Source organism: Citrobacter sp. Cf072 (genome assembly GCF_030334485.1).
In the GTDB taxonomy this organism is placed as follows: Bacteria; Pseudomonadota; Gammaproteobacteria; order Enterobacterales; family Enterobacteriaceae; genus Citrobacter; species Citrobacter freundii.
Map to the genome: position 1 here is coordinate 77,339 of NZ_JAOWDX010000044.1, position 15,232 is coordinate 92,570.

Sequence of the window (15,232 nt, forward strand, 5' to 3'; positions counted from 1 at the left end):
GTGACGATGACTACACTATTTTATTTAGGAAGTGACGCCAACGGGAGGCTCATGAGCGGATCGGGAGTTCAATTTTCATTCAATGTGCTCACCATTAATACTCACAAAGGGTTCACCGCCTTCAACCGGCGTTTTATTTTACCTGAGCTAAGGGAGGCCGTCAGAACGGTCGGTGCAGACATTGTATGCCTACAGGAAGTGATGGGTGCGCACGAAGCTCATTCGCTGCACATTGAGAACTGGCCGGATACCAGCCACTACGAATTTCTGGCGGACACGATGTGGAGCGACTTCGCCTACGGGCGTAACGCCGTGTACCCGCAGGGACATCACGGTAATGCTGTGCTGTCGCGGTATCCCATTGAGCATTATGAAAATCGTGATGTTTCGGTCGGCGCGAGTGAAAAGCGCGGAGTCCTTTACTGCCGAATCGTACCGCCAATGCTCTCCCACCCCATCCATGTGATGTGTGTGCACCTCGGCCTGCGTGAAGCTCACCGCCAGGCTCAGCTCGCGATGCTGGCAGACTGGGTTAACGCCCTGCCCGACGCGGAGCCGGTGGTGATTGCCGGGGATTTTAACGACTGGCGGCAAACGGCCAATCGCCCGTTGAAAGCCAAAGCTGGCCTTGACGAGATTTTTACCCGCGCCCACGGCCGCCCGGCGCGAACATTTCCGGTGCAGTTTCCCCTGCTGCGTCTGGACAGGATCTATGTGAAAAACGCGAATGCCAGTACCCCAACGACGCTGGCGCTGCGTCACTGGCGACATTTGTCCGATCATGCCCCTCTGAGTGCGGAGATTCATTTATGAAATATGGCTGGCGTGAAGGCAATCAAATTCAACTGCTGGAAAACGGCGATCAATTCTACCCCGCCGTCTTTGACGCCATTGAACAGGCACAGCAAAAAATAATCCTCGAGACCTTTATCTGGTTTGAAGATGCGGTAGGAAAACAGCTGCATGCCGCGTTGCTCGAAGCCGCCCGGCGAGGAATCAAAGCAGAGGTGCTGCTGGATGGCTACGGCTCGCCGGATCTTAGCGACAGTTTTGTCGAAGAGCTCACCGTAGCCGGCGTTGTTTTCCGCTACTACGATCCGCGTCCGCGTCTGTTCGGGATGCGCACTAATCTCTTTCGCCGTATGCATCGCAAAATTGTGGTCATTGATGATCGTGTTGCCTTTGTTGGCGGCATCAATTACTCCGCTGAACACATGTCTGATTACGGTCCGGAGGCCAAGCAGGATTACGCCGTGCGCGTTGAAGGTCCAGTCGTTGCTGACATTCTGAAATTCGTGCTGGAAAACTTGCCCGGACAGAGCGCTGTACGACGCTGGTGGCGACGTCATCACCGGGCAATCGACAATCATCGACCCGGCGAAGCGCAGGCGCTGTTTGTCTGGCGCGATAACGAAGAACATCGTGATGATATTGAACGCCACTATCTGAAAATGCTGACCCAGGCACGGCGGGAAGTGATCATCGCCAATGCCTACTTCTTTCCCGGCTATCGCTTTCTGCATGCCATGCGTAAAGCGGCCCGACGGGGCGTGCGGGTAAAACTCATCGTGCAAGGTGAACCGGATATGCCGATTGTGAAAGTGGGCGCCCGCCTGCTGTACAACTATCTGGTAAAAGGCGGCGTCCATGTCTATGAATACCGCCGTAAACCTCTGCATGGCAAAGTGGCGCTGATGGACGATCACTGGGCGACGGTGGGTTCCAGCAATCTTGATCCACTGAGCCTGTCACTGAATCTGGAGGCAAATCTGATTATTCATGACCGCACGTTTAATCAGACCCTGCGTGACAACCTGAATCCTATTATTGCGCAGGACTGCAAGCGGGTTGATGAATCCATGCTGCCAAAACGCACCTGGTGGAACCTGACCAAGAGCGTACTGGCCTTCCACTTTTTACGCCACTTCCCGGCGCTGGTCGGCTGGCTGCCGGCGCATACCCCGCATCTGGCCGAGGTAGAGCCGCCCGCGCAGCCTGCTCTGGAAACTCAAGACCGTATACAAACTGAGGATGCAGGAGGGAAAACCTGATGGCAAAAAGCCACCGACGCTGGCGGTTAGCGAAAAAGATCCTCACATGGCTGTTTTTTATTGCGGTGATCGTGCTGCTGGTTGTTTATGCCAGCAAGGTCAACTGGCAGGAAGTGTGGACGGTAATTCGCGATTACAATCGGATCGCCCTGCTCAGCGCCGTGGGGTTGGTGATCGTCAGTTATTTACTTTACGGCTGTTATGATCTGCTCGGGCGCTACTACTGCGGCCACAAACTGGCAAAACGCCAGGTCATGCTGGTGTCATTTATCTGTTACGCCTTCAACCTGACGTTGAGCACCTGGGTGGGTGGTATTGGGATGCGTTATCGCCTTTACTCGCGCCTCGGATTGCCGGGGGGCACAATAACGCGGATTTTTTCGCTGAGTATTACCACTAACTGGCTGGGCTATATTCTGCTGGGCGGTTTTATATTTACCTTCGGCGTCGTCGAACTGCCCGCACACTGGTATATCGATGAAGGCACATTGCGCATCTTAGGCATTGCGCTGCTGCTGATTATTGTTGTTTATCTGTGGTTTTGCGCCTTCGCTAAACATCGTCAGATCACCATCAAGGGCCAAAAACTGGTGCTGCCCTCCTGGAAATTTGCCCTCGCGCAAATGACGATATCCAGTGCGAACTGGATGGTAATGGGGGCGATTATCTGGCTGTTGCTCGGTCAGAATATCGATTATTTCTTCGTGCTGGGCGTGCTGCTGGTGAGCAGTATTGCCGGCGTAATCGTGCATATTCCGGCGGGGATCGGCGTGCTGGAAGCGGTGTTTATGGCGCTGCTGGCAGGAGAGGACACGTCTCAGGGAACGATCATTGCTGCCCTACTCGCGTATCGCGTGTTGTACTATTTTATTCCGCTGCTGCTGGCACTGGTGTGTTATTTGCTGCTGGAGAGTCGGGCAAAAAAGTTGCGGGTAAAAAACGAGAAGGCGATGGCGAAATGATGGTGTATATAGTGCCGGCTGCGGCGTAACGCCTTATCCGGCCTACTTTCGATACCAAGCGGTAGGCCGGATAAGCGAAGCGCCATCCGGCAACAGAGAATTAACGACGATTACCGAAAATACGCAGCAGCATCAGGAACAGGTTGATGAAGTCCAGATACAGCGTTAAGGCCCCAAGAATCGCGTATTTACGCAGATTGGAGCTGTCGCGCAGGTCAATCTGCTCACCGATATTTTTCAACTTCTGCGTGTCATAGGCGGTCAGACCAACAAACACAATCACCCCGATATAGGTCACCGCCCACATCAGCGCTTCGCTCTTCAGCCAAAAGTTAACCAGTGAGGCCAGTACAATACCGATCAGCGCCATAAACAGCATATTGCCGAAGCCGCTCAGATCACGTTTGGTGGTGTAGCCATACAAACTCATGATCCCGAACATCCCTCCGGTAACCACAAAGGTGCTGGCGATAGACGAGTAGGTATAGACGATAAAAATGCTTGATAGCGTCAGCCCGGTTAATGCCGAGTAGAGCATAAACAGCGTGGTCGCCATACCCGCGCTCAGCCTTTGCACCATGCCGGACAGGACGAACACCAGCGCCAGTTGAGCGATGATCAGGCCAAAGAAGGTGATTTTGCTGGAGAAGACAAACATCATCACCGCGGGCGTATTTGCCGCATACCAGGCGATAAACGCCGTCAGCAACAGTCCGCAGGTCATCCAGCCGTACACCTGCGCCATATACGTTTGCAGGCCGGAACGGGCCTGTACAATAGAATCGGATCGTGGGAATCGGTCCATGACAATCTCCTGAATCAGTATGAGCCTACAACAATTGTACTCTACCAGCGTTTTGCTGCTAGCTTATCGCTGTCGCGGGCATCAACCCAGCGCTCACCTTCCGGCGTGGCCTCGCGTTTCCAGAACGGCGCGCGGGTTTTCAGGTAATCCATAATGAATTGCCCGGCATCAAACGCGCTGCTGCGATGCGCACTGGTCACGCCAACAAACACGATTTCGTCACCCGGCCACAGTTCGCCAATGCGATGAATCACCGTCACCCGACCCAGCGGCCAGCGCAAACGCGCTTCGTCGACAATCTCCGCCAGCGCTTTTTCGGTCATTCCCGGATAGTGTTCCAGCGTTAACGCCTTAACGCTGTCACCGAGATTGTGATTGCGCACTTTACCGGTGAAAGTGACTACCGCGCCATCTTCATCGCGCTCTGCCAGCCAGGGATACTCATCCCCGACGCGAAACGGCGCAGGGCCAACAACAATTCGCGTTTCAGTCATTTTAGCCTCCGGTTACGGGCGGGAAGAAAGCGACTTCATCACCCGCGTTAAGAGGATGATCAAAACTGACCAACGTCTGATTTACCGCCGCCAGCAGCTTGCCGTCTTCCAGCGCCAACGCCCAGCGATCGCTTTTTGCCGCAAGATGCTTGCGCAGCGCTTCTACCGTTGCAAACTCGGCGGCAACCTCTAACGCATCGGTGTTTACCAGTTCGCGTACCTGAGCAAAGAAGAGAACCTTAATCATGCGCATCTACCTTAAAATCTCCGGACTTGCCGCCGCTTTTTGCCAGCAGACGCACCGGACCAATCACCATATCCTTTTGCACCGCTTTGCACATATCGTAGATGGTCAACGCCGCCACGGAGGCCGCCGTTAACGCTTCCATTTCAACGCCGGTTTTACCGGTCAGGCGACACAGCGTTTCAATCCGTACGCGGTTGTGCTCCGGTTCAGCGTGAAGATTGACTTCCACCTTACTCAGCATCAGCGGATGGCACAGCGGGATAAGATCCCAGGTACGTTTGGCGGCCTGAATACCCGCAATACGCGCCGTGGCGAATACATCACCTTTATGGTGGCTGCCATCGATAATCATCGCCAGAGTTTCGCTACGCATAGTCACGAATGCTTCAGCACGCGCCTCGCGTACAGTTTCCGCTTTGGCGGAGACATCCACCATATGCGCTTCGCCAGCGGCGTTAATATGAGTCAGTTGCGACATACTTATTTCTTCAAATGTGGGTGGAAATTACACGGACGCGTACGGGCATCAAGCTGCGGCGCAATGATATTTTCCCAGGCGGTACGACACGCTTTGGTCGAACCCGGCATGGCGAAAATCAGCGTTTTATTGGCCACTCCGGCAATCGCGCGGGATTGCAGCGTCGCGGTGCCAATCTCTTCAAACGACAGCATACGGAAGACTTCGCCAAACCCTTCAACTTCTCTGTCAAACAGCGGTTGCAGCGCTTCCGGCGCCTGGTCCCCTTCGGTTAACCCGGTACCGCCGGTAATGAGCACTACCTGTACATCATCACTGGCAATCCAGGCAGAAACCTGGGCGCGGATGGCGTAACGGTTTTCTTTGACAATCGCCTTATCGACAATCTGATGACCCGCTTCTTGCGCCGAGTCACGCAGATAATGGCCGGAGGTGTCATCTTCTTCGCCGCGACGGTTGGAAACAGTAAGAATAGCAATGCGTGTCGGGATAAATTCAGCGCTTACCTGACTCATGAAAAACTCCTTTTAGCGATCAGCCGCCAATGTAAGATAAGTTTTGCGTAATACCGGTATTGTTCTGATGCAGGAAATGGGTCTGCTTTTTCTCCAGCAGCGCGGCTGAAATACGTTCTTCCAGCGCCGGCTGCTGAGCGTCATCTTCCAGCAAATCACGCAGGCTTACGCCGCCTTCACCAAATAAACACAGATGAAGCTTGCCAACAGAGGAAACGCGCAGACGATTACAGGTGGCGCAGAAGTCTTTCTCATAAGGCATGATCAGACCAATTTCACCAACATAATCAGGATGACAGAAAACCTGAGCCGGGCCGTCGCTGCGCTGTCGGATCTGGTGGATCCAGCCGCGACGCAGCAGCTCATCGCGAAGTACCTGTCCGGAGATATGGTGTTTACGGAAGAGAGAGCTGCCCTCGCCCGTTTCCATCAGTTCAATAAAACGCAGTTGGATTGGCCGAGGTTGGATCCACGCAAGGAAGGTGTCCAGTTGATGATGGTTTACGTCGCGCATCAGCACGGTGTTGACTTTCACTTTTTCAAAACCCGCATCAAAGGCGGCGTCAATGCCTGCCATCACCTGTTGAAACTTGTCCTGCCCGGTAATGGCATGAAACTGACGGGCATCCAGGCTGTCGACGCTGACGTTGAGCGCGGTCAGTCCGGCATCGCGCCAGGCAGCAGCATCTCGCGCCAGACGATAACCATTGGTGGTTACCGCAATCTGACGGATGGCGTCGTTTTCGCGCACGGCGGCGATAATGTCCGTAAAGTCGCGACGCAGTGAAGGTTCGCCCCCTGTCAGACGCACTTTTTCCGTTCCCAGACTGGCGAACGCGCGCGTGACACGGCGAATTTCATCAACGGTCAGAAAGCCGTTATTGGTGACCCCACCGGGCTTATAGCCATCCGGCAGGCAGTAGGTGCAACGAAAGTTACACACATCGGTAATCGACAAACGTAAGTAGTAAAACTTACGTGCGAAAGCATCGGTAAGTTGAGAGCCCATGTACACCTTTCCAAATACGGGAGACGTAGTCATTTCTTCCTGCGCCCTGGTGACAAACTTTTTCAAGTCTTGTCACGGCCAAAGCACCGTATCATTTGACCCAGGTGCAGAGGCTAGAGTGTTTATACTCGTCATACTTCGTGTTGCAGATGCGTTGGCTTCCGGCAACTCAAATTATTAAGAGTACTTAGTGGTTATGCCGATACTAGCGTGTAAATGACGCTTTTGCCATGTACACTTTCGCTATATAAATACATACATAACGACATGATCGTGCAATTTCGCTACAGAATAAGCAAAAATCACAGTTTTGCATTGATATACATCATCTTGCCATCAGGTGGATCTCGCCAGAAAGGAGTAGACCGCAGAAAAAAATTACGGCAGATGCCGACTGGATAATTGCTGAAAACACGCTATTTACGTTACTGTAACGCCGATCAATTGATATCAGGAAAATATATGCGCACTCGCTCGCTGGCAGATCTGGACCGCGTTGTCGCTCTCGGCGGAGGGCATGGATTAGGACGCGTTCTCTCCTCTCTTTCCCCATTAGGTTCCCGCCTGACGGGTATCGTCACCACCACGGATAACGGCGGGTCGACAGGTCGTATTCGTCGCTCTGAAGGAGGGATAGCCTGGGGAGACATGCGTAACTGTCTGAACCAGTTAATTACCCAACCCAGCGTTGCATCCGCCATGTTTGAGTATCGTTTTGGGGGTAATGGCGAACTTTCCGGGCATAACCTCGGAAATCTGATGTTAAAAGCGCTCGATCACCTCAGCGTGCGGCCTCTGGAAGCCATCAATTTAATTCGAAGCCTGTTGAAGGTCGATGCGCATTTAATTCCGATGTCGGAGCTGCCGGTGGATTTGATGGCTATAGACGATCAGGGACATGAAGTTTATGGCGAAGTCAATATCGATCAGCTCACCGTCCCGCCTCAGGAACTGATGCTGTCGCCAAAAGTCCCCACCACGCGGGAGGCGGTTGAGGCTATCGCCGAAGCGGATTTGATTCTGATAGGACCTGGCAGTTTTTACACCAGCCTGATGCCGATTCTGTTACTCAATGAAATGTCACAGGCATTACGTCGCACACCGGCTCCGATGGTCTATATAGGCAATCTTGGGCGCGAATTAAGCCTGCCAGCAGCCAGCCTGACGCTTAGCGATAAGCTGGCCATTATTGAACAGTACGTCGGGAAGAAAGTGATTGATGCGGTGGTTGTGGGGCCGAAAGTGGATGCATCCGCCGTTACCGACCGCGTTGTCATTCAGGAAGTGCTGGAAGCCAGCGATATTCCATACCGCCATGACCGCCAGCTATTGCATAGTGCGCTGGAGAAAGCGGTGCAGGCGCTAGGCTAAACGGATTTGCCTGATGCGCGGCGCTTATCAGGCCTACAAAACGCTCTGCTCCGGCATCCGACCTACGAACGCGATCTTTGCCGTAGGCCGGATAAGGGGTTTACCCCGCATCCGGCACACTCTTACGATGCTGCGATAAACAACTCGCGCAGTTGATGCAACTGGTCGCGGATCGTCGCTGCCTCTTCAAATTCAAGATTCTGCGCATGCTGCATCATCTGCCCTTCCAGCTCGTGAATCTTCTGCTGCAGCGCTTTTGGCGTCATATCCAGTTCCACAACTTCAGACTTCGCGCCTGCGCGTGACTTCCCTTTGCCTTTCGCCTTGGTCTTCGCAATATTCTGACCCAGCGCCAGAATATCGACTACTTTCTTATTCAGGCCCTGCGGCGTAATACCGTGCTCTTCGTTGTAGAGTTGCTGCTTCTCACGACGACGTTCGGTTTCACCAATCGCTTTAGCCATTGAGGCGGTAATTTTATCGCCGTAGAGAATAGCCTTACCGTTGATGTTTCGCGCCGCACGACCGATGGTCTGGATAAGCGAACGTTCAGAACGCAGGAACCCTTCTTTGTCTGCGTCCAGAATCGCCACCAGGGAGACCTCAGGCATGTCCAGACCTTCACGTAACAGGTTGATACCCACCAGCACGTCAAACTCGCCCAGACGCAGGTCACGAATGATTTCCATGCGTTCCACAGTATCGATGTCAGAGTGCAGATAACGCACCCGCTCGCCATGTTCTTCGAGGTATTCTGTGAGGTCTTCTGCCATCCGTTTGGTCAGCGTGGTGACCAGCACACGTTCGTTAATCGCCGCACGGGTGCGGATCTCCGACAGCAGATCGTCAACCTGCGTCGCCACCGGACGCACCTCAATGACCGGATCCAGCAGGCCGGTCGGTCGTACCACCTGATCGACCACTTCATCACCGGATTTCTCCAGCTCATAGTTGCCCGGCGTCGCCGAAACGTAGATAGTTTGCGGAGCCAGCGCCTCGAACTCTTCAAATTTGAGCGGACGGTTATCCAGCGCCGACGGCAGACGGAATCCGTATTCGACCAGGGTTTCTTTACGCGCCCGATCACCGCGATACATGCCGCCAATTTGCGGGATAGTCACGTGGGATTCATCCACCACCAGCAGGCCATCGGCAGGCAGGTAATCAAACAGCGTCGGCGGCGGCTCGCCAGGGCCGCGCCCGGACAGATAGCGGGAGTAGTTTTCAATCCCCGAGCAGTAACCCAGCTCATTCATCATTTCCAAATCGAACTGGGTACGCTGACTTAAGCGCTGTTCTTCCAGCAGTTTGTTATTTGCCAACAGGACTTTACGCCGCTCTGCCAGCTCAACTTTGATTTCTTCCATCGCCTGCACGATACGTTCTCGCGGCGTCACGTAGTGCGTTTTAGGATAGATGGTGTAGCGCGAAATTGTGGATTCGACCTGTCCGGTCAGCGGGTCAAACAGCGATAAACGTTCGACCTCTTCATCAAACAGTTCCACGCGCAGCGCGATGTCATCGGATTCTGCCGGGAAAATGTCGATCACTTCACCGCGCACGCGGAAGGTCCCGCGCTGGAATGCCTGATCGTTGCGGGTATATTGCAGCTCCGCCAGACGACGCAGGATCGCACGCTGGTCGATAATCATCCCCACCGTCAGGTGCAGCATCATTTTCAGGTACAGATCCGGGTCACCCAGACCATAAATCGCGGAAACCGACGCCACGACAACGACATCGCGACGTTCCAGCAGCGCTTTGGTTGCCGACAGGCGCATCTGCTCAATATGTTCGTTGACCGAAGCATCTTTCTCGATGAAGGTGTCAGAACTGGGTACGTAGGCTTCCGGCTGATAATAGTCGTAGTAAGAGACAAAATACTCCACCGCGTTATCCGGGAAGAACTCTTTCATCTCACCGTACAGCTGAGCAGCAAGTGTCTTATTGGGGGCCAGCACCATGGTAGGACGCTGCAAGTCCGCAATCACGTTAGCGATGGTGAATGTTTTCCCCGACCCTGTCACCCCCAGTAGCGTCTGATGCGCCAGACCATCCTCCAGACCTTCTTCCAGGCGACGAATCGCCTCAGGCTGATCGCCAGAGGGTTTAAAAGCGGAATTTAGTTTGAACGGTTTACTCATGAGCAGCTACCTGAAGCAATGGGCGGGCAGGTGTGTAATTTTACTCGCAGCAGTATATTTTGCCAGTAAAATATACTGGATGAAAAAACAGTAACGCGCCAGAATATTTCTGTTACCCCAGCAAAATGGCCGTGGCTACAGGCTAAAATTTGTCCGCAGGCAAGATAAAACACCAGCAAAAATGTGTTATCCCCAAACCAATGACTTTTTTAACATTTGTCAAGCTACTCGATGAAAGTTTTGTGGCAACGCATGACACTTCTGCGACAGCCATTGCATTTATCTAACATCCTGTAATCTAATGATTATTATCTCGAGCCGTCTTTCGCATCAATTTAGTCGCAGGCCGCGTCTTCTCTCGCTTACATTGTGTTTTCTAACCCTAATACACAAGGTTATCCACAGGAATAGTGGATAACTGCCTCCAGCCCGTATGGACTGTAGCCTGGCAAAAACGTCCTGATGGTCTTTTCTGGTGGGATAAAAAAAAATTATCGCTATTTTTTGATATTTATCAGCTAACGAAGCGACCTCGGATGGCCGAGATCTTGCTCGCATTTTCATCATTTTCCTGCCTGCACCATCACGACACCACCAGGCACTGCCAATGTGCACAAAACAATGTCAGGAATGCGGTCAGTAAGAATTTACCGCCAGCGCTGCACGCCATCCTGCTGTATTTTTCCCCAATTCCGCTTCTGGCAAGAGATTTGCAGTTTTCTCCCGACCACCAGTCCGCGAGGCGGATATCATCATGAGGGAGAAATCTATGTTGAGTCTTCGTGCAGTGAATCACTATTACGGTAATCAACACTCGCTTTGGGATGTCGATCTCGACCTGTTGCCCGGTAAATGTACCGCCGTGCTGGGTCTTCCAGGGATGGGAAAGACTACGCTTGCCAATTGCATCATCGGCAATTTACCGATTGAGAGCGGAACCATGTTCTGGCATCAGGCTGGCGCACCACCTTGCGATCTGCTTCAGATTCCGGCGGCAAAGCGCATTGCACTAGGTATTAACTGTGTATCACAGGAGCGGCGAATTTTTTCGCAGTTGACGGTAGAGGAAAATCTGCACATTGCGCGCCAGGCGGTTGAGGAAAGCGAAGCAATGAACAGCAGCGATATTTACCGCCTGTTTCCACAGCTGTTTGTACTGCGTCAGGCCAAAGGGGTGGCATTGTCGGAGGAAAATCAGCACCAGCTTGCACTCGCCAGCGCGTTGGTCACTCGCCCGCGTCTGCTGATCCTCGATGAGCCCACACGAGGAACAGGCCAGGCGTATATCCACAAACTGGGGAATCTGATTGTGAGGCTAAGCCAGGAGCTTGGCATCACCATTATGCTCGCGGAGCAGAGCCTGCCGTTCATTCGTCGGGTCGCCGACTGCTATTGCTTGTTACATCGTGGCCGCAACGTGGCTCAAGGGCAAATAACACAATTCAGCGACCCGCTAATCAACGACTGGTGGATGCCAGAGACAAAACGCTAAGATCGATATAACGACCTGTCGATGCTTGCTCCGGCTCTTCTGCCAGCCAGGGAATTTCCCCCAGCAGCGGAGCCGCAAGCGCACGCTTTAGCGTCGCCATATATTCAGCATGACGCTTGCCGGGGGGCGTCACATCATTGGCAACCCATCCGGCGAGCGTCAGCCCAGCCTGCTGCACCGCCTGGGCGGTCAAAATGGCATGATTGATACAACCGAGCTTAACGCCAACCACCAGAATCACCGGCAGTTGTTCCTCTTTTACCCAGTCAGAAAAACTCAGCGTTGGCGAAAGCGGCGTAAACCATCCGCCTGCACCTTCCACCAATACCCAGTCAGCCTGTTCTTCAAGCAAGCGTAAGCCCGCAGACATCACGGAGGCCTCAATGGGGCGCCCTTCGTCAGCACTGATGATATGCGGTGAGGTAGGTTCCGCGAAGGTATACGGATTGATGGCTGCATAATCCACGGCTACAACGCTGTTGCGCTGTAGAGCCAGCGCATCGCTGTTTCGCAGACCTTCATCCGTCATTTCACTGCCTGACGCCACCGGCTTATAGCCGACGGTTCGCAATCCCAACTGTCCCGCCGCCTGAAGCAACGCACAGCTGGCGATAGTTTTACCTACTTCGGTGTCCGTCCCGGTGACAAAATACGTGTTAGTCACGTTGAATCACTCCCAAAAAAAGATGATAGGTCAGCGGATATTTCCCCTGCTGACAGGGCCAGGCGAGCTGTAGCTGACGCAGTTGCGAGCGGGTCAGCACACGCTGCTCGCGTCCATCATGCAAATGCGTCGCGCCAATACCCTTCAACGAGCGCATGGCGCTCAGCGCATCGTAAAACCACAGCGTGACGGCATGAGACTGGTATTCAACGTCCCAGCCGCACAGCGCGTTTTCCAGTTGCTCCACGGGCAAAAAACGGTTGGCATGCTCCCGGTCATCAACTGTTCGCCACGCCTGACGAAGTTCCGGCATCGAACCTTGCGCCAGGGTACTAAACGCCACAGTTCCGCCAGGACGCACCACCCGGTATAGCTCGCTTAACGCACCGCGTAGGTCGCTGCACCACTGCACGGCCAGATTGCTCCAGGCCAGGTCGAAAGTGGCAGCGGCCTGCGGAATGGCTTCGATATCCGCCAGCAGATAGTGATGGGCAACATCGTGACGCTGCGCTTCAGCCAGCATTTGCGCCGACAGATCCAGCGCGCAGACCTCGCTCCCCTGCTCCCGCCAGTAGCGACTCATACGCCCAGGCCCACAGCCCGCGTCCAAAACCCTTGAGAACGCCCGGCCATCGAGTTGTGCCAGTAACGCATCGGCACTCTGACGTTGCAGCTCTGCGTGTTGCTCATAGTAGGTGGCAGCGCGGCCAAACGCGGCGGCAATCGCCTGTTTATTGACCTGCACCATGCAACACCTCCAGTAGACGATCGATATCCTGCACCTCATGCGCCTGGGTCAAAGTCAGCCGTAATCTGGCCGTACCGGTGGGCACCGTTGGTGGGCGAATTGCCGTCACCCAGCATCCCTGTTGCCGTAACGTCTGTGCCAGTTGCAGGGCTTTATGATTGTCGCCAACGATCAGCGGTTGAATAGCGCTATCTGAATGCGCCAGCGTCAAATCCGTAGTATTCACTCCAGCGCGAAAACGCTGGATCAGCATCGCTAACTTTTCCCTGCGTTCATCGCCTTCACGGCTGCGGATCACCGCCAGCGCGGCGCGTAAGGCCTGCGCCTGCGCCGGAGGCATACTGGTGCTGTAGATCAGATGGCGGGCAAACTGCAACAGATAGTCGGCCACGCTATCAGAACACAGGATCGCCGCACCGCTGACACCAAACCCTTTGCCAAACGTCACCACGAGCAGCTCAGGTTTCACCTGTTGTCGAGAGCACGAGCCGCGCCCTTTCTCACCGCTTACGCCAATCCCATGCGCATCATCCACCAGCAGCCACGCGCCCTGCCGTTTCGCCACCGCGTGGATTTCTGCCAGTGGCGCACTATCGCCATCCATGCTGAATACGCCTTCAGTGACCACCAGTTGCTGCCCCGGACAGGGGGAAGTCAGCAGACGCTCCAGATGTTGCGGATCGTTATGGGTAAAGCGACGTAAAACAGCAGGGCTAAGGCTGGCAGCCTCCAACAGCGAGGCATGGCTAAGCCTGTCGGCGACAATGCGATCGTCTTTTTCCATCAATGCGGCTATCACTGCCTGATTAGCGGCAAAACCGGAGATGAACAACAGCGCCCGGGAATAGCCGAGCCACTGCGCCAGCTCTTCTTCCAGCGCCTGATGCGCAACGGAATAACCGCTGACATGGCCCGAGCCGCCACTGCCGACGCCAAAACGCTCAGCGCCCTGCTGCCACGCGCAGATAATTTGCGGATGGTGGCTTAAGCCGAGATAGTCGTTGCTGGAGAAATTCAGATACTGACGACCGCCAGCCTGTAACAAGCGACCAGCACCCTGTGTCACTGCATAGCGCCGACGCCACGCATCAGCACGACGACGCGCCGTTAGCGCATCGTCGATTTTTTGCTGCCAGGTCATACGGTTGCCGCGTTGTAGTAATCGTCGGTATCCGGGGTACGCAGCGCCTGCTCCAGACGTTGTTGCTGTTCGTTATCACCCGCCAGTACCGCCGTTTGCTGCGGGTTAAGACCCAGCTTACGGAACAACAATAAATCTTTATCTTCGTTCGGGTTCGGCGTGGTCAGCAGTTTGCAGCCGTAGAAAATCGAGTTGGCCCCGGCCATAAAGCACATTGCCTGGGTTTGTTCGTTCATCTGCTCGCGCCCGGCAGAAAGACGTACGTATGAGGTCGGCATCATGATGCGCGCGACGGCGATAGTACGAATAAAATCAAAAGCATCTACGTCGTCGTTATCGGCAAGCGGCGTGCCCTTCACTTTCACCAGCATGTTGATCGGCACGCTTTCCGGCGGCGTCGGCAGATTCGCTAATTGCAGCAGCAGACCCGCGCGGTCGGTCACCGTTTCACCCAGCCCCACAATCCCGCCGGAGCAAACTTTAATGCCCGCCTCACGCACTTTATCCAGCGTATCCAGGCGCTCCTGATACGAACGGGTGGTAATGATATTGCCGTAAAATTCCGGCGAGGTGTCGAGGTTGTGGTTGTAGTAGTCCAGACCCGCATTGGCCAGGCGCTGGGCCTGAGATTCGTCCAGCGTGCCCAGCGTCATACAGGCTTCCAGCCCCAGTTCTTTCACGCCCTGAACCATTTGTTCCAGGTACGGCATATCGCGTTCGTGAGGGTTCTTCCACGCCGCGCCCATGCAAAACCGCGTTGAACCGGCTTGTTTCGCCTTACGGGCAGAGTCCAGAACCTGTTCAACTTCCATCAAACGTTCCGTTTCCAGTCCGGTTTTATAGCGGGAACTTTGCGGGCAGTATTTGCAGTCTTCCGGGCAAGCACCGGTCTTAATCGACAACAGCGTACTAACTTGTACCTGCCGCGGATCGAAATGCTGACGATGAACCTGCTGCGCTTCAAACAACAGATCCAGCAGCGGTTTTTCAAATAATTCGGTGACTTGCGACATTGTCCAGCGAGAAGAATGAGCCATATTGGTATACGTTTCGTTGTTAGTTTGGTGTAGACTCGTAAACCTAAATCTTTTTAATTTGGTTTACAAGTCGA

General features: G+C 54.1%; 17 protein-coding genes and 1 riboswitch. Of the genes, 6 read left to right on the forward strand and 11 right to left on the reverse strand.

Annotated features, from left to right (window positions below; translation table 11 throughout):
* Window positions 1-51 precede the first annotated feature (51 nt).
* Genes OGX66_RS09420 through OGX66_RS09430 form a run of 3 tightly spaced genes read left to right on the forward strand, consistent with a single transcriptional unit; the run spans window position 52 to window position 3,013 of the window.
* Window positions 52-813: an endonuclease/exonuclease/phosphatase family protein gene (locus tag OGX66_RS09420; RefSeq protein ID WP_003035201.1), complete on the forward strand. Its 762-nt coding sequence runs from the start codon at window positions 52-54 to the stop codon at window positions 811-813.
* Window positions 810-2,051: a cardiolipin synthase ClsB gene (gene clsB / locus OGX66_RS09425; RefSeq protein WP_003845400.1), complete on the forward strand. Its 1,242-nt coding sequence runs from the start codon at window positions 810-812 to the stop codon at window positions 2,049-2,051. The genes OGX66_RS09420 and clsB overlap by 4 nt, the downstream gene beginning before the upstream one ends.
* Window positions 2,051-3,013: a lysylphosphatidylglycerol synthase domain-containing protein gene (locus OGX66_RS09430; RefSeq protein ID WP_057102170.1), complete on the forward strand. Its 963-nt coding sequence runs from the start codon at window positions 2,051-2,053 to the stop codon at window positions 3,011-3,013. Before clsB ends, OGX66_RS09430 begins: the two co-directional genes overlap by 1 nt.
* A 100-nt stretch (window positions 3,014-3,113) precedes the next feature.
* Here the strand turns inward: OGX66_RS09430 and OGX66_RS09435 are convergent, their stop codons facing one another.
* From OGX66_RS09435 to moaA, 6 genes are all read right to left on the reverse strand, one after another.
* Window positions 3,114-3,818 carry a Bax inhibitor-1/YccA family protein gene (locus OGX66_RS09435; protein WP_003831536.1) on the reverse strand — a complete coding sequence of 235 codons (705 nt, stop codon included), beginning with the start codon at window positions 3,816-3,818 and terminating at the stop codon, window positions 3,114-3,116.
* A gap of 41 nt (window positions 3,819-3,859) precedes the next feature.
* Window positions 3,860-4,312: a molybdopterin synthase catalytic subunit MoaE gene (gene moaE / locus OGX66_RS09440; RefSeq protein WP_032938561.1), complete on the reverse strand. Its 453-nt coding sequence runs from the start codon at window positions 4,310-4,312 to the stop codon at window positions 3,860-3,862.
* 1 nt (window position 4,313) lies between these two features.
* Window positions 4,314-4,559: a molybdopterin synthase sulfur carrier subunit gene (moaD, locus tag OGX66_RS09445; protein WP_032948888.1), complete on the reverse strand. Its 246-nt coding sequence runs from the start codon at window positions 4,557-4,559 to the stop codon at window positions 4,314-4,316.
* Window positions 4,552-5,037: a cyclic pyranopterin monophosphate synthase MoaC gene (gene moaC, locus OGX66_RS09450; protein WP_003035188.1), complete on the reverse strand. Its 486-nt coding sequence runs from the start codon at window positions 5,035-5,037 to the stop codon at window positions 4,552-4,554. Before moaC ends, moaD begins: the two co-directional genes overlap by 8 nt.
* Window positions 5,038-5,039: 2 nt before the next feature.
* On the reverse strand, window positions 5,040-5,552 hold the full coding sequence (moaB, locus tag OGX66_RS09455; protein ID WP_003035187.1) for a molybdenum cofactor biosynthesis protein B: 513 nt from the start codon (window positions 5,550-5,552) through the stop codon (window positions 5,040-5,042).
* Between the two features lie 19 nt (window positions 5,553-5,571).
* Window positions 5,572-6,561: a GTP 3',8-cyclase MoaA gene (gene moaA, locus OGX66_RS09460; protein WP_032934386.1), complete on the reverse strand. Its 990-nt coding sequence runs from the start codon at window positions 6,559-6,561 to the stop codon at window positions 5,572-5,574.
* A riboswitch (molybdenum cofactor riboswitch) is annotated at window positions 6,549-6,694 on the reverse strand. It overlaps the preceding gene by 13 nt.
* Window positions 6,695-7,023: 329 nt before the next feature.
* Between moaA and yvcK the strand changes: the two genes are divergently transcribed.
* Entirely contained in the window at window positions 7,024-7,932 is a 909-nt protein-coding gene (yvcK, locus tag OGX66_RS09465; RefSeq protein ID WP_270921777.1) for a uridine diphosphate-N-acetylglucosamine-binding protein YvcK, read from the forward strand.
* A gap of 122 nt (window positions 7,933-8,054) precedes the next feature.
* On the opposite strand, the gene uvrB is transcribed toward yvcK, so the two are convergent.
* On the reverse strand, window positions 8,055-10,076 hold the full coding sequence (gene uvrB, locus OGX66_RS09470) for an excinuclease ABC subunit UvrB (protein WP_003837055.1): 2,022 nt from the start codon (window positions 10,074-10,076) through the stop codon (window positions 8,055-8,057).
* A gap of 410 nt (window positions 10,077-10,486) precedes the next feature.
* Here uvrB and OGX66_RS09475 point away from each other — a divergent pair, with 410 nt between their 5' ends.
* Window positions 10,487-10,834 carry a hypothetical protein gene (locus OGX66_RS09475; protein WP_136345716.1) on the forward strand — a complete coding sequence of 116 codons (348 nt, stop codon included), beginning with the start codon at window positions 10,487-10,489 and terminating at the stop codon, window positions 10,832-10,834.
* A gap of 11 nt (window positions 10,835-10,845) precedes the next feature.
* Window positions 10,846-11,568: an ABC transporter ATP-binding protein gene (locus OGX66_RS09480; RefSeq protein ID WP_003035181.1), complete on the forward strand. Its 723-nt coding sequence runs from the start codon at window positions 10,846-10,848 to the stop codon at window positions 11,566-11,568.
* Here the strand turns inward: OGX66_RS09480 and bioD are convergent.
* Genes bioD through bioB form a run of 4 tightly spaced genes read right to left on the reverse strand, consistent with a single transcriptional unit; the run spans window position 11,534 to window position 15,158 of the window.
* The gene (gene bioD / locus OGX66_RS09485) at window positions 11,534-12,232 is read right to left on the reverse strand and encodes a dethiobiotin synthase (RefSeq protein ID WP_016149822.1); all 699 of its coding nucleotides are present in this window, start codon (window positions 12,230-12,232) and stop codon (window positions 11,534-11,536) included. The two genes, OGX66_RS09480 and bioD, sit on opposite strands and share 35 nt — an antisense overlap.
* On the reverse strand, window positions 12,225-12,980 hold the full coding sequence (gene bioC, locus OGX66_RS09490; RefSeq protein WP_088902525.1) for a malonyl-ACP O-methyltransferase BioC: 756 nt from the start codon (window positions 12,978-12,980) through the stop codon (window positions 12,225-12,227). The genes bioD and bioC overlap by 8 nt, the downstream gene beginning before the upstream one ends.
* Entirely contained in the window at window positions 12,964-14,121 is a 1,158-nt protein-coding gene (gene bioF / locus OGX66_RS09495; RefSeq protein WP_270921776.1) for an 8-amino-7-oxononanoate synthase, read from the reverse strand. Before bioF ends, bioC begins: the two co-directional genes overlap by 17 nt.
* The gene (gene bioB, locus OGX66_RS09500; protein WP_003837062.1) at window positions 14,118-15,158 is read right to left on the reverse strand and encodes a biotin synthase BioB; all 1,041 of its coding nucleotides are present in this window, start codon (window positions 15,156-15,158) and stop codon (window positions 14,118-14,120) included. The genes bioF and bioB overlap by 4 nt, the downstream gene beginning before the upstream one ends.
* Window positions 15,159-15,232: the final 74 nt, after the last annotated feature.

Coding starts and splice junctions, on each gene's coding strand:
- OGX66_RS09480 (WP_003035181.1), top strand. CDS start 10,846: ATGTTGAGTCTTCGTGCAGTGAATCACTATTACGGTAATCAACACTCG.
- OGX66_RS09435 (WP_003831536.1), bottom strand. CDS start 3,818: ATGGACCGATTCCCACGATCCGATTCTATTGTACAGGCCCGTTCCGGC.
- moaE (WP_032938561.1), bottom strand. CDS start 4,312: ATGACTGAAACGCGAATTGTTGTTGGCCCTGCGCCGTTTCGCGTCGGG.
- bioB (WP_003837062.1), bottom strand. CDS start 15,158: ATGGCTCATTCTTCTCGCTGGACAATGTCGCAAGTCACCGAATTATTT.
- bioC (WP_088902525.1), bottom strand. CDS start 12,980: ATGGTGCAGGTCAATAAACAGGCGATTGCCGCCGCGTTTGGCCGCGCT.
- moaB (WP_003035187.1), bottom strand. CDS start 5,552: ATGAGTCAGGTAAGCGCTGAATTTATCCCGACACGCATTGCTATTCTT.
- moaC (WP_003035188.1), bottom strand. CDS start 5,037: ATGTCGCAACTGACTCATATTAACGCCGCTGGCGAAGCGCATATGGTG.
- yvcK (WP_270921777.1), top strand. CDS start 7,024: ATGCGCACTCGCTCGCTGGCAGATCTGGACCGCGTTGTCGCTCTCGGC.
- uvrB (WP_003837055.1), bottom strand. CDS start 10,076: ATGAGTAAACCGTTCAAACTAAATTCCGCTTTTAAACCCTCTGGCGAT.
- OGX66_RS09430 (WP_057102170.1), top strand. CDS start 2,051: ATGGCAAAAAGCCACCGACGCTGGCGGTTAGCGAAAAAGATCCTCACA.
- bioF (WP_270921776.1), bottom strand. CDS start 14,121: ATGACCTGGCAGCAAAAAATCGACGATGCGCTAACGGCGCGTCGTCGT.
- clsB (WP_003845400.1), top strand. CDS start 810: ATGAAATATGGCTGGCGTGAAGGCAATCAAATTCAACTGCTGGAAAAC.
- OGX66_RS09420 (WP_003035201.1), top strand. CDS start 52: ATGAGCGGATCGGGAGTTCAATTTTCATTCAATGTGCTCACCATTAAT.
- moaA (WP_032934386.1), bottom strand. CDS start 6,561: ATGGGCTCTCAACTTACCGATGCTTTCGCACGTAAGTTTTACTACTTA.
- moaD (WP_032948888.1), bottom strand. CDS start 4,559: ATGATTAAGGTTCTCTTCTTTGCTCAGGTACGCGAACTGGTAAACACC.